The organism is Streptomyces sp. ISL-11, assembly GCF_018614525.1.
Classification (GTDB): domain Bacteria; phylum Actinomycetota; class Actinomycetes; order Streptomycetales; family Streptomycetaceae; genus Streptomyces.
In genome coordinates, this window is the sequence record NZ_JAGGOL010000037.1 from 1 (window position 1) to 13,311 (window position 13,311).

Genomic DNA, 13,311 nt, shown 5'->3' on the forward strand with positions numbered 1-13,311 from the left:
GCGGGAGCACCGGGTCCCGCTCGGGCCGCGCGGTACGGGCGAGCACGGCCTCGCCGTCCTGTTCGACCACGCCCTCGGCCAGCGGCAGGCGCTCGGGTTCGACGAACCCGCCGCGGCCGCCGCGCCCGCCCAGGATCCGCCGCAGCCGGGGCCGTCCGGAGCGGGCCCGCAGCACCCGGCCGACCTCGCGCCAGGTGACGTCGGCGGCGTAGGAGACCGTGCGGGCCGCCTCGTACACCTCGTGCAGCAGGGCGTCGGCGCCCGGCAGGCCGAGCGCGGCGGCGACCTGGTCCTGTTCCTGGAGGGCGAGCCGGTCGGTGGCCCGGCCGGTGGCCAGGTGGAGGGCGTCGCGGGTGTCGAGCAGCAAGGTGCGGGCCCGCTCCAGGCCCTCGCGGGGGGCGTCGGCCAGCCAGGACGCGGCGACGGCCCGCAGGGCGGCGGCGTCCCGGAGCCCGCCGCGCGCCTCCTTCAGGTCGGGTTCCAGCAGGAAGCGCAGCTCCCCCTGGCGCCGGGCCCGCTCCTCGCCCAGCTCGCGCAGCTCCGGCAGCCGTACGGGCGCCCGGGCCCGCCAGTCCTCGTAGGCGGTGGTCCGCAGCTCCGCCGTGAGCCGCTCGTCACCGGCCAGGTGCCGGGCGTCGAGGAGGCCGAGGTGGACCCGGAGGTCGCCGGCAGCGGTCCGGCGGGCCTCGGCAAGGGTGCGTACGGAGTGGTCGAGCGCGAGGCCCATGTCCCACACCGGATACCAGACGCGGTCGGCGATCGCGGCGATCTTCGAGGCGTCCGCCGAGCCGTCGTGCAGCAGCATGACGTCGAGGTCGCTGCGCGGCGACAGCTCGCCGCGCCCGTATCCGCCGACGGCCACGAGCGCGACGCCGTGCGCCTCGCCGAGCAGCGCCCCCAGCCACCGGTCGGTGAGCCGGGCCAGTGCGGCGCGGCGCGGCGGCCCGGCGGGCTCCCCGCCCTGGAGGAGGCGCAGCCGGGCCGCCGCGTAGCCGCCGGGCTCGGGCTCGGTCCCCGTGGTGGTCACGGTGTCCGTCAACACAGGCTCCTCATCGGCTCGGAGGGCGTCGGTCAGAGGGCGTCGGGGCCGCGTTCGCCGGTCCGGACGCGGACGACCGTCTCGACCGGCACGACCCAGACCTTGCCGTCGCCGATCTTTCCGGCGTCGCCCGAGCGGGCCGTCTTGACGATGATGTCGACGACGTCGTCGGCGTCACCGTCCTCCGCGAGGACCTCCACCCGGACCTTGGGCACGAGGTCGACGGTGTACTCCGCGCCCCGGTAGACCTCGGTGTGGCCGCGCTGCTGGCCCGAGCCGCTGGCCTCGCTGACGGTCATGCCGCGGACGCCGAAGGCCCGCAGTGCGGCCTTGATCTCGTCGACCATGTGCGGCTTGACGACCGCGGTGATGAGCTTCATGCGTCCACCTTCTTGTTCTGCGCCTTGTCGGTCACGGGGGCGGCCACGCTGCCGCGGGAGGACGAGACGCCGCCGACCGCGCTGAAGTCGTAGGCGGTCTCGGCGTGGAATGCCTGGTCGATGCCGCCGAGTTCGTCGTCCTCGTCCGCCCGGAAGCCGATCACCTTGTCGACGGCCTTGGCAAGGATCCAGGAGACGGTGAAGGAGTACGCCATGACGGCGAAGGCTCCGGCGGCCTGCCGGCCGAGCTGGGTCGCGCCGCCGACGCCGCCGGTGGCCAGGAGGCCGACGAGCAGGGTGCCGATCACGCCGCCCACCAGGTGGACGCCGACCACGTCGAGGGAGTCGTCGAAGCCCAGCTTGAACTTCAGGCCGACGGCCCAGGCGCAGACGGCTCCGGCGACGACGCCGATGAGGATCGCGCCGAAGGCGTTGACGGCGGCGCCGGAGGGGGTGATGGCGACGAGGCCGGCCACAGCTCCGGAGGCGGCGCCGAGCGTGGTGAACGCGCCGTGCCGGATCCGTTCGTAGGCGAGCCAGCCGAGCATCGCGGCGCCGGTGGCCACCTGGGTGTTCATGGCCATGTTGGCGGCGGTGCCGTTGGCGGCGAGCGCGGAGCCGGCGTTGAACCCGAACCAGCCGAACCACAGCAGTCCCGCGCCGAGCATCACCAGCGGCAGGCTGTGCGGCCGCATCGGGTCCTTCTTGAAGCCGATGCGCTTGCCGACGACTAGGACCGCGGCGAGGGCGCCGACTCCGGCGTTGATGTGGACGGCGGTGCCGCCCGCGAAGTCGATCACCTTGAGCTTGAAGAGCCAGCCGTCGGCCTGCCAGACCCAGTGGGCGACGGGGAAGTAGACCACCGATACCCACAGGGTGATGAACAGCGCCCAGGCGCTGAACTTCACCCGGTCGGCGAGTGCACCGCTCATCAGCGCGGGCGTGATGACGGCGAACATCAGCTGGAAGAGGGCGAAGGCGAAGACCGGGATGCCTTCCTTGCCTCCGGTCAGGGTCTCGGGGTTGATGCCCTTGAGGCCGATGTGGTCGAAGTTGCCCAGCAGTCCCGCGCCGAGGTCGTCACCGAAGGCGAGCGAGTAGCCGTAGAGCACCCACAGCACGGTGACGATGCCGAGCGAGACGAAGGACATCATGAGCATGTTGAGGGCGCTCTTGACCCGGACCATGCCGCCGTAGAAGAAGGCCAGCCCGGGTGTCATCAGCATGACGAGGGCGGCACTGATCAATACGAATGCGGTATCTGCGCCATTCACGGTCGACGTCTCCTCGCGGCGGCGGCCTCTACGGGCGGTGTCTCAGTGGGCCGGTTTTCGCCATGAGATTGGCCCAGCGGGATTTCAGCCGATGCGAGGAGGTGTTTCGCCGGGGTGACGAACGGGCGGACCGTGTTACGCCCCGGTGAACCGCCGGAAGGCGAAGGCGTCGTTCCGTTACCCTGCCGCAATCGCCGGTCCGCCCTGCGGTCGCGGCGTGGCGGCGCGGAGCAAACCGACCGCGACGACCGCCCGGTGTGACCTGGCGTGGGGGAGCCGAGTCGGGCTGTACGGGAGGGTCGCCGCGGCCGGGTTCAGGGGCCGGTGTCAGACCGCTTGGACGGCCTCCACCGATTCCGGCAGGTGGACGTTGAGTTGTTCGGTGAGGGCGATGACCTCGGCCACATCGCCGAAGTCACGGACTGCGGTGCCCACGGTCTTGCGCAGGCGGTTGTTGACCCGCTCCGAGCGCACCTGCTTGGCGATCCTGAGGGCCTTGCCGGCGAGGGCCGCGGACTGCTCCGGCTCACGCTCCATCAGATGCACGGTGGCCATGCCGATGAGATTGAGCGCATACGAACGGTGGTGCTCGTCGTCCTTCTCGAAGAGCTCGACGGCGCGCTCCATCTTGGGCCGCGCGAGCGAGGCGTAGGTGGGGCTGCGCCCGGCCACATAGGCGAGGTCGCGGTAGGAGTGGGCGTTCTCGGCGTTCAGCTCGGCCTCGGAGAAGAAGCGGATCCAGTCGGGGTCGCCGTCGCCGCCCACGCAGTCGGAGAAGCAGTCCTCCGCCATATTGACCGCGCGCTTGCACTTGGCGGGCTGGCCCATATTGGCGTACGCGCGGGCCTCCACGGCGTACAGCATGGCCTGGGTCCGGGAGGTGGCGGTCTCGCGGGAGCCGTACTGGCCGAGGTGGATGAGCTCCAGGGCGTCGTCCGGCCGTCCGAGGTGGATCATCTGGCGGCTCATGCTGGAGAGGATGAACGAGCCCAGCGGGCGGTCCCCGGCCTCCTTGGCGGCGTGCAGGGCCAGCACGAAGTATTTCTGCGCGGTGGGGTGCAGACCGACGTCATAGCTCATCCAGCCGGCGAGCTGGGCGAGCTCGGCGGCGGCCTTGAACAGCCGCTTGGAGGTGGTCCCGGGCTGCGGCTCCTGGAGCAGGTCGGTGACTTCGTGGAGCTGCCCGACGACGGCCTTGCGGCGCAGCCCGCCGCCGCACTGGGCGTCCCACTGCCGGAACATCACCGTCGTGGACTCCAGGAGGTCCAGCTCCGGCGTGGAGAGGCGGGAGGCGCGCGGGGAGCCTGCCGAGGAGAGGGCCTCGTGGAGGTCACGGCCGGCCGAGCCGGGCGCGAGCCAGCGCTGCATGGGCTCGATCAGCGCGGGGCCCGCCGAGAGGGCGAGCGAGGCACCGAGGAAGCCGCGCCGCGCCAGCATCAGGTCGCTGCGGGAGAACTCGCTGATGAGCTCGACGGTCTGGGTGCCCGCCCAGGGCAGGTCGACGCCCGAGACGGACGGCGACTGGTGTGCGGTGCGCAGCCCGATGTCCTCGACGCCGACGACGCAGCCGAACCGCTCCGAGAACAGCTCGGAGAGGATCTTCGGGATCGGCTCGCGCGGCTGCTCGCCGTCGAGCCAGCGGCGTACGCGGGAGGTGTCGGTGCTGATGTGGTGGGCGCCCAGCTGTCGTGCCCGGCGGTTGACCTGTCGTGCCAGCTCGCCCTTCGACCAGCCGCTACGCAGGAACCAGGAACCCAACTTCTCGTTGGGGCGCTTCTCGGCCCTGTCGGACCGTTCGGCCGTGTCGGCCTTCTCGGCACCATCGGTGCCGCTGCCGTTGCCGCCCACCTGGAAGCCCCCATCCCGAAACTCGGATCTGTGCGTGACCCGTGAACAACGCGCCGCCCGTTGCGGCCGGCTGTCCTCGACGCGCCTTCCCCGCCGGGATTCCGCTACGGCCGGGTGGCCGGGCCGGTCATGTCCTCCGGCACGCCGACCGGGGCGGGGTGCGTCTCCTGGGTCCGTGCACCGAAAGTAATCCTACGATCACCGATCACGCGAGAGCAGTCCAGTAAACGCCACCATTCGCCACCCCAAGGAATGAACTCAACCGCACCTCCACGCGATTGACTTGACACGCGATGACCAGGGAGGGGTTGCACCGATGCGCACCACCGCGCACGTGCCTCGCCGCACCACCCGCCGCACACCGTCGCGCCGTCACGGGGAGGGATTCGGCAACCGTCCGTGTTCGAGACACTCCGAGTCGTAACCACTGGCGAACACGACCCGTTGGAGGGGGCATGGGCTTCACGATCGGCGGCATCCGGGACCTGCGCTCAAGCTCTCGGCGCCGCGGACGCGCGCCGGAGTACGCGACCACGGTGGCGGAGTACACCGGCCTGTGGGGATGGGACGTGGTCCCGGGCGCACGCGCCTCGCGCGGCGGACGCGTGGTCTGTTCGTGCGGCGCCGTCGGCTGCCCCTCCCCCGGGGCGCACCCCCTGGCGTTCGCCCCGCCGGTGCCCGCGGGCGCCACCCTGGACGCGGCGGCGGCCGCCTGGGCCGAGGTGCCCGGCGCCGCCGTGCTGCTCCCCGTGGGCCGCTCGTTCGACGTCCTGGAGGTCGCCGAGACGGCCGGCCGGTACGCGTTGGCGCGGCTGGAGCGCATGGGGCTGCCGCTCGGCCCGGTCGCCCTCACCCCGCACGGACGCGCGCTGTTCTTCGTCGCCCCGGGGGCCTCGGCCGAACTCCCCCGGCTGCTCTACCGCATGGGCTGGGACGACGCCCGGCTCGACCTGCGCTGCCTGGGTCCCGGCGACCACATCACCGCGCCGCCCTCCGACTACGCGGGCCTCGGCCCGATGCGCTGGCTGCGCCCGCCGGCCCTCGACACGGCCGGCCGGCCGCCGGAGGCCCGCCTCCTGCTGGGCACCCTGGCGTACATCTGCCACCGCACGGCCGTGAGCGACTGAGCCGGCCCCGGCGGGCACACACGACGACGTCCGGGGCCCGGCGGCGGATTCGCACCCGCGCCGGGCCCCGGACGTCATGGGGAACCAGCGGCGATCAGTCGCCGATCAGGGCGTCGACGAACGCTCCCGGCTCGAACGGCGCCAGGTCGTCCGCACCCTCGCCCAGGCCCACCAGCTTCACCGGCACGCCCAGCTCGCGCTGGACGGCCACGACGATGCCGCCCTTGGCGGTGCCGTCCAGCTTGGTGAGCACGATGCCGGTGATGTCCACGACCTCCGCGAAGACCCGCGCCTGCACCAGGCCGTTCTGCCCGGTGGTGGCGTCGAGGACCAGCAGCACCTCGTCGACCGCGCCGTGCTTCTCCAGGACGCGCTTGACCTTGCCGAGCTCGTCCATGAGGCCGGTCTTGGTGTGCAGCCGGCCGGCGGTGTCGACGAGCACGACGTCCGCGTTCTCGGCGATGCCCTCCTTGACCGCGTCGAAGGCGATCGACGCCGGGTCGCCGCCCTCGGGGCCGCGGACCGTACGGGCGCCGACGCGCTCGCCCCAGGTCTGGAGCTGATCGGCGGCGGCGGCACGGAAGGTGTCGGCCGCGCCGAGGACGACCGACCTGCCGTCCGCGACGAGCACCCGGGCCAGCTTGCCGGTGGTGGTGGTCTTGCCGACGCCGTTGACGCCGACGACCATCACGACGCCGGGCTTCTCCTCACCGTTCGTGCCCACACCCGGCTCGGTGTGGACCGCGCGGTCGAGGTCCGGGCCGATCAGGGTGATCAGTTCCTCCCGGAGCAGGGTGCGCAGCTCGTCGGGGGTGCGGGTGCCGAGGACCCGCACGCGCTCGCGCAGGCGCTCGACGAGCTCGTGGGTGGGCGCGACGCCGACGTCGGCGGTGAGCAGGGTGTCCTCGATCTCCTCCCACGTGTCCTCATCGAGGTGCTCGCGGGAGAGCAGGGTCAGCAGACCCTTGCCGAGGGAGTTCTGGGAGCGGGAGAGACGGGAGCGCAGCCGGACGAGCCGGCCGGCGGTGGGTTCCGGTACCTCGATCTCGGGGGCGGCCGGGGCCGCGGGGACCTCCGGCTCGACGACGGGCGCCTCGGCCACCGGGGCCTCGGCCGCCGGCAGGTCCACCTCTTCGATGGTCCGGCGGGGTTCCGCGGTCGGGGTCTCGGCCTCCTCGCCGACGTGGGGCTCGGCGGGCGGCGCGGTGACGGACGGGCTGCTCGGCGGGGCCGGGGGCAGCTGCTTCTTCTTACGGCTGCTGACCACGAGCCCGCTGATCGCGCCGAGCGCGACCACAGCGATGACTACAGCGAGGATGACGATTTCCATAACGGTCCCAGTATCGGACACCGCGCGGCGGGCGCGCCGCAGCGCCGGTGCCGTGTGACTTCGTACGTATCGACGAGGACCAAAGCCACTAACGGGCCAAAGTTGGAGCAAAGTACGATGGCGAGACCCTGTGTGACGCGCGTAGAGTCCGCAGCGTCTCTTTCTGCCCAGGCCCCTCCGGCTTTCCCGCCCCGCTTCACCCGCACGGAGCCCCCCACATGGACAACGTCGTCCCCGCCGAATCCGAAGGCGCGATAGAAACCCGCGGCATCGAGCCCGTACCGGATCACGAGCGTCACGGCCGGGTCCGCGAGCTCTTCCCGACCTGGGTCGCCGCCAACATCAGCGTGCTGCTGCTCACCATGGGCGCCGCCCTGGTGGTCTTCAACGAGCTGAACTTCTGGCAGGTCCTGCTCGTCGCCGCGTGCGCCGCCCTGGCGTCGTTCGGCATGGTCGGTGTCCTGTCGGTCTCCGGCAAGTGGGGCGGCGCCCCCGGCGCCATGCTCTCCCGCGCGACCTTCGGGGCCCGCGGCAACCTCTTCCCGGGCGCGATCCTGTGGGTCGCCCGCTTCGGCTGGGAGACAATCAACGCGGTCACCGGCGCCTACGCCGTCCTGACCGTGCTGGATCTGCTCTTCGGCATCAAGAGCAACACCCCGCTCATCGTGGTCACGCTCTTCGTGTTCGTCGTCTGCACGTTCCTGGTGAGCGGCATGGGCCGCAAGGCGCTGAACGTGTGCAACAAGTGGTCGACGTACCTCTTCGGCGTCTTCAGCGTCCTGGTGCTCGGTTACCTCATCGCCCACATGAACTGGGGCGACGTCTTCTCCAAGCCGGCCGGCTCCACCGCGATGGTGATCGCGGGCATCGGCACGATCGCCGCCGGCGGCATCAGCTGGGTGCCCACCGGCCCCGACTTCGCGCGCTACCTCCCGCACGCGGCGTCCGGCAAGAAGATCGTCGGCGCGACGGTCTCGGGCGCGGGTCTGGTCATGGTCCCGATGGTGCTGATGGGCGCGGTCATGGCCGTCGCCACCCCCGGCCTGGCCGAGGCGCCGGACCCGGTGTCCTTCCTCGGTGACATCCTGCCGACGTGGCTGGCCGTGCCGTACCTCGCCACCGCGATCATCGGCATGCTCCTGATCAACAGTCTGTCGATGTACTCCGCCGGTTTCACCGCGCAGACCATGGGCGTCAAGCTCCCCCGCGCGATGGCCGTCAGCATCAACGCCGTGATCTCCCTCGTCGGCGGCCTGCTGCTGATGCTGGTCGCGAAGAGCTTCCTCAGCTCCTTCATCACCTTCCTGATCCTGCTGGCGGTCTCCTTCTCCGCCTGGATCGGCGTGTACGCGGTCGACATGTTCCGCCGCCGGCGCCGCGCCGTGCGCTACGACGCGGAGGCGCTGATGGACACCACTCCCACCAGCCGCTACTGGTACGTGGGCGGTTTCTGCTGGCAGGCGATGACAGCGTGGACCGTCGCCCTGGCCGCGGGCATCTGCTTCACCAAGTGCGACTGGTTCGCCGGCCCGCTGTCCGGCACGTTCGTCGGCAAGTACGGGCTGGGCTGGGCGGCGACGATCGTGATCTCGGCCATCATGATGGCCGTCCTGCCGGCCCCCCGCGAGAACGGTTCCCCGGACGACGCGGCCGTGGAGCCGGAGCGGGAGAAGGTCGCGGCCTAGGCTGCGGCACGGCTCCGCACGTTCGATGCCCCTCCGCCGTTCGGCGGAGGGGCATCTGTGTTCTGGCCTGCGGCCGGCCTGTGCGGTGCCGCGCCTGTGGGGTGGCGCGCCGCCTGTGCGGTGCGCTGCCAGGTGCCGCGTCATCTGCCGCCTACGGCGGGGGCGGTGGGGGCTGGGGCTGTCAGTCCCGGAGCAGCTCGGCGAGCACCTCGGCCTCGCTGATCTCGGGATGCTTGGTAGCGGTGAGGAGCGTCAGGTTCCCGTCCTTGGCGAGGTCGCGCAGGTGCACCAGCGCGTCCGCGTGCTGGTGATCTTTGAGCTCGGTCCGGTAGCGGCGGCTGAATTCCGCGAAACGCTCGGGGTCGTGGCTGTACCACTTGCGCAGCTCCGTGGACGGTGCGACCTGCTTGCACCACTCGTCGAGGTGGGCCTTCTCCTTGGTCATTCCCCGGGGCCAGACCCGGTCGACCAGCACTCTGGCACCGTCGGCCTGCGCCGGAGCCTCGTAGACGCGGCGGACGTGCACCGTCCTTTTGCGTGCCATGGAGCGACCTCCTCGTGAGCAGGCTTCCGCTGGTCGGACCGGGCTCCGACCCGTGGCGCCGTGGACCGGCCGCAGCACGTCGCGGGCGGCGCACGTCGAACGTCGCAGGCCCGCGGCGCCTCCGCGGCCTCGACACCGCGGAGCGATCCTCTTCAGCCTGTGGGCCATGGACCCGTTCGGCAAACCCGGGCGGGAGCAGATGATCACGCCGTACGCCGTCAGCGATCCGTCCGCGGTCAGACCCGAAAAAGGACGCTGCCCCCGGCTCTCGTGAGCCGGGGGCAGCGTCCTTGAGGAGAGGGCAGCGGGGGGGTTAGCCCATCTCCTCCAACGCCTTGCCCTTGGTCTCCTTCACGAACTTCATCACGAAGGGGACCGAGAGCACGGCGAAGACCGCGTAGATCACGTACGTACCCGACAGGTTCCAGTCCGACAGGCTCGGGAAGCTCGCCGTGATGGCCCAGTTGGCGATCCACTGGGCGGAGGCGGCCACGCCGAGCGCCGCGGCGCGGATGCGGTTGGGGAACATCTCGCCGAGGAACACCCAGACCACGACACCCCAGGACAGCGCGAAGAACAGCACGAACGCGTGCGCCGCGACGAGGGCGACCGTGCCCTGCGTGGTCGGCAGCGAGCCGTCGGCGGCCTGGGCGGAGAACGCCCACGCCTCAAGGGCGAGCGAGACGGCCATACCCACGGAGCCGACCAGCGCGAGCGGCTTGCGGCCGACGCGGTCCACGAAGATCATCGCGATCACGGTGCCGACGATGTTGATGATCGACGTCGTGAAGGAGTACAGGAACGAGTCGCTCGGGTCGATGCCGACGGACTGCCACAGCGTCGCCGAGTAGTAGAAGGCCACGTTGATGCCGACGAGCTGCTGGAAGACCGACAGGCCGATGCCGACCCAGACGATGGGCAGGAAGCCCATCTTCGAGCCCAGGAGGTCCTTGAAGGTGGACTTCTCCTCGCTGTGCATCGCCAGCTCGATCTCGGCCACGCGCTTGTCGAGGTCGACGGTCTTGCCCTCGACGTCGGCCAGGACGGCCTTCGCCTTGTCGATCTTGCCGACGGAGATCAGGAAGCGCGGCGACTCGGGGATCGCGAAGGAGAGCAGGCCGTAGAGGACGGCCGGGACGACCATGACGCCGAGCATGAGCTGCCATGCCTCGATGCCCAGCACGTGGCCGCGCTGCTCGCCGTCGGCGAGGTTGAGGATGCCCCAGTTGACGAGCTGGGAGACGGCGATGCCGACGACGATCGCGGCCTGCTGGAAGGAGCCGAGACGGCCGCGGTAGGCGGGCGGGGAGACCTCGGCGATGTAGGCCGGGCCGATGACCGAGGCCATGCCGATGGCGATGCCGCCGAGGACGCGCCAGAAGGCCAGGTCCCACAGGGAGAACGGCAGGGCCGAACCGACGGCGCTGATCGTGAAGAGCGTCGCGGAGATCTGCATGACGCGGATCCGGCCGATGCGGTCGGCGACCCGGCCCGCGGTGGCGGCACCGATCGCGCAGCCGATGAGGGCGATGGCGATGACCTGGGCCAGGGCGGCGGAGCCGATGTCGTACTTCCCTCGGATGCCCTCGACAGCGCCGTTGATCACGGAACTGTCGTAGCCGAAGAGGAAGCCACCCATGGCCGCTGCCGCGGTGATGAAGATGACATGGCCGAGGTGGTCCGGCTGGGCCTTGCGGCCCTCGGACCCCTGCGCCGTCGCAGTGCTGGTCAACGTGTACTCCTGAGGCCCGGCGGCATTGCCGGGCGTGGGGGGCTGGCCTTTCAAGTGGGGCATAACTCCTTGGGGCCCACCACTTGAAGGTATTAGCAACGTTGCAGACCCTATGCCTTCATGTTTCTAAGTCAATAGGTCGTAACCAAGAAGTTTCCTGGGAGCATCCAGCGTGTTGCGTTCAATACTTGAATGATCTCAGCGGAGCCGCTGACTGATGACCTTGGAGACCCCGTCACCCTGCATGGACACGCCGTAGAGCGCGTCCGCGACCTCCATGGTCCGCTTCTGGTGGGTGATCACGATCAGCTGGGAGCTCTCCTGGAGCTCTTCCATGATCCGGATCAGCCGCTGGAGGTTGGTGTCGTCCAGCGCCGCCTCGACCTCGTCCATCACGTAGAACGGGCTCGGCCGCGCCTTGAAGATCGCCACCAGCAGCGCGACCGCCGTCAGCGACCGCTCGCCGCCCGAGAGCAGCGACAGCCGCTTGACCTTCTTGCCCGGCGGGCGGGCCTCCACGTCCACGCCGGTCGCGAGCATGTCGTCCGGGTCGGTCAGGACGAGCCGCCCCTCGCCGCCGGGGAACAACCGGGAGAAGACGCCCTCGAACTCCCGGGCCGTGTCGTGGTACGCCTCGGTGAAGACCTCCTCGACCCTCCTGTCGACGTCCTTCACCACCTGGAGCAGGTCGCTGCGCGTCTTCTTCAGGTCCTCCAGCTGTTCCGACAGGAACTGATGGCGCTCCTCCAGCGCGGCGAACTCCTCCAGGGCGAGCGGGTTCACCTTGCCGAGCTGCTGATAGGCCCGCTCGGCGGCCTTCAGCCGCTTCTCCTGCTCGGCGCGTACGTACGGCACGGGCCGGTTCCTCGGGTGCCCGGGATCCTCCGGCAGCTCCTCGCCCTCGGCCGGCGGCGAGGGCGGTACGGGCTGGTCGGGGCCGTACTCGGCGATGAGCGCCGTCGGCTCGACGCCCAGCTCCTCCAGGGCCCGGGCCTCCAGCTGCTCGATGCGCAGGCGCTTCTCCGCGCCCAGCACCTCGCCCCGGTGCACCGAGTCCGTCAGCTTGTCCAGCTCGGCCTTGAGCTCGCGGCCGCGGTCGCGTTCGGCGGCCAGTTCCCGCTCCCGCCCGGCCTTCGCCTCCTCGGCACGCGCGCGTTCCTCGTCCGTGCGGACGAGCGAGACCTCGACGTGCGCCAGCAGCTGCCGGGCCCCGGCGGCGACCGCCGAGGCGACCTCCGCCTCGTGCCGCAGCCTGGCCCGCCGCCGCTCGGCACGGGTCCGCGCCTCCCTCTCGGCCCGCGCCGCCCGGTCGAGCCCGTCCGCGCGTCCCGCTAGCGCCTTGACCCGCTCCTCGTGGGTACGGACCTGCAGGCGGGCCTCCATCTCGGTCTGCCGCGCGTTGGCGCCGTCGGCCGCCAGCCGGTCGCGTACGGAGGTGTCCGGCTCGTCCGTGTCCTCCGGGGCGGCCTCCTCGGCCACGGCCAGCCGCTCGGCCAGCTCCTCGGCCTCCTCGGTGGCCCGTACGAGCGCCTCCTCGGCCCGGGTCACGGCCGCCGCCGTCCGCCCGGCCTCGTCGGCCGCCGCGCGCGCCTGCCCGGCGAGCCGCCCGAGCGCCTGGGCCACCTGGGACTTCTCGCGGTCGGCGGTGCTGCGCCGGGCCGCCAGTTCCTCGACGCGGGCGGCGCACTCCGCGCGCCTCCCGGCCGCGTCACCCTGTGCCGTCTCCAGTTCCGCGCAGCGCTTGTCCAGCTCCACGAGTTCCGCGCCGGCCTCGTCGACGGCCGACTGCACCTCCAGCAGGCTCGGCACCCCGCCGGAGCCTCCCTGCGCGAAGTGGGCCGCGAGCAGGTCGCCCTCGGCGGTGACGGCCGTGACCTCCGGGCGCGCGGCCACGAGCTCCTCGGCGTCCTCCAGGGTGGCGACGACCACGACGTCCCGCAGCAGCCGCTCCAGGGCGGACATCGCCGCGGCGGGCCCGTTCACCAGCTCCCGTACGGGCCGGGGCCCGCCGGCCGTCCGGGGTGCCGGTACGGGCGCCGGCTCCGGTGCCCGGCGCGTCAGCCCCTCCGTGACCAGGAACGCCGCCCGGCCCGCGTCCTGCTTGCGGAGCAGCCGCAGGGCGTCGGCCGCCGTCGCGGTGTCCGTGACGGCGATCGCGTCGGCCGCCGCGCCCAGGGCGGTGGCGACCGGCAGTTCATGGCCGGGCGCGACGGTCAGCAGCTCCGCCGCCGGGCCGAGCAGACCGCGCAATCGTTCCTGCGCGGCGAGCAGCGCACCCGTGCCGTCCTTGCGGCGCAGGCCGAGCGCCAGCGCGTCGCGGCGGGCCGCCGTGGCCGCACGGCGGCGCTCGGT

The 13,311-nt window shown here is 71.7% G+C and carries 9 protein-coding genes and 1 pseudogene; 2 read left to right on the forward strand and 8 right to left on the reverse strand.

The window, feature by feature from the left end; translation table 11 throughout:
* The 4 genes and pseudogenes from J7E86_RS10485 to J7E86_RS10500 form a co-directional block, all read right to left on the reverse strand.
* Window positions 1-1,039 (reverse strand): annotated as a pseudogene (locus J7E86_RS10485) ([protein-PII] uridylyltransferase); the annotation flags it as partial.
* 32 nt (window positions 1,040-1,071) lie between these two features.
* Window positions 1,072-1,419, reverse strand: a complete 348-nt coding sequence (locus J7E86_RS10490) for a P-II family nitrogen regulator (protein ID WP_215081302.1) — start codon at window positions 1,417-1,419, stop codon at window positions 1,072-1,074.
* Entirely contained in the window at window positions 1,416-2,693 is a 1,278-nt protein-coding gene (locus tag J7E86_RS10495) for an ammonium transporter (RefSeq protein ID WP_215081303.1), read from the reverse strand. The genes J7E86_RS10490 and J7E86_RS10495 overlap by 4 nt, the downstream gene beginning before the upstream one ends.
* Window positions 2,694-3,020: 327 nt before the next feature.
* Window positions 3,021-4,541, reverse strand: a complete 1,521-nt coding sequence (locus tag J7E86_RS10500; RefSeq protein ID WP_374223787.1) for a hypothetical protein — start codon at window positions 4,539-4,541, stop codon at window positions 3,021-3,023.
* Between the two features lie 455 nt (window positions 4,542-4,996).
* Here J7E86_RS10500 and J7E86_RS10505 point away from each other — a divergent pair, with 455 nt between their 5' ends.
* Complete coding sequence (locus J7E86_RS10505; protein WP_215081304.1) at window positions 4,997-5,668, forward strand: bifunctional DNA primase/polymerase; 672 nt, start codon at window positions 4,997-4,999, stop codon at window positions 5,666-5,668.
* Window positions 5,669-5,762: 94 nt separating this feature from the next.
* On the opposite strand, the gene ftsY is transcribed toward J7E86_RS10505, so the two are convergent.
* Window positions 5,763-6,998 (reverse strand): signal recognition particle-docking protein FtsY, encoded by a 1,236-nt coding sequence (gene ftsY, locus J7E86_RS10510; RefSeq protein ID WP_215081305.1) that lies wholly within the window; start codon window positions 6,996-6,998, stop codon window positions 5,763-5,765.
* Window positions 6,999-7,216: 218 nt separating this feature from the next.
* Between ftsY and J7E86_RS10515 the strand changes: the two genes are divergently transcribed.
* Entirely contained in the window at window positions 7,217-8,683 is a 1,467-nt protein-coding gene (locus J7E86_RS10515; RefSeq protein WP_215081306.1) for a cytosine permease, read from the forward strand.
* 181 nt (window positions 8,684-8,864) lie between these two features.
* Here J7E86_RS10515 and J7E86_RS10520 read toward each other — a convergent pair whose 3' ends face one another.
* From J7E86_RS10520 to J7E86_RS10530, 3 genes are all read right to left on the reverse strand, one after another.
* Window positions 8,865-9,227 (reverse strand): DUF488 domain-containing protein, encoded by a 363-nt coding sequence (locus J7E86_RS10520; protein WP_215081307.1) that lies wholly within the window; start codon window positions 9,225-9,227, stop codon window positions 8,865-8,867.
* A gap of 313 nt (window positions 9,228-9,540) precedes the next feature.
* On the reverse strand, window positions 9,541-10,959 hold the full coding sequence (locus tag J7E86_RS10525; RefSeq protein WP_215081308.1) for a sugar porter family MFS transporter: 1,419 nt from the start codon (window positions 10,957-10,959) through the stop codon (window positions 9,541-9,543).
* 198 nt (window positions 10,960-11,157) lie between these two features.
* Window positions 11,158-13,311 (reverse strand): AAA family ATPase (locus tag J7E86_RS10530; RefSeq protein WP_215081309.1); only part of this gene is annotated, 2,154 nt, incomplete at its 5' end.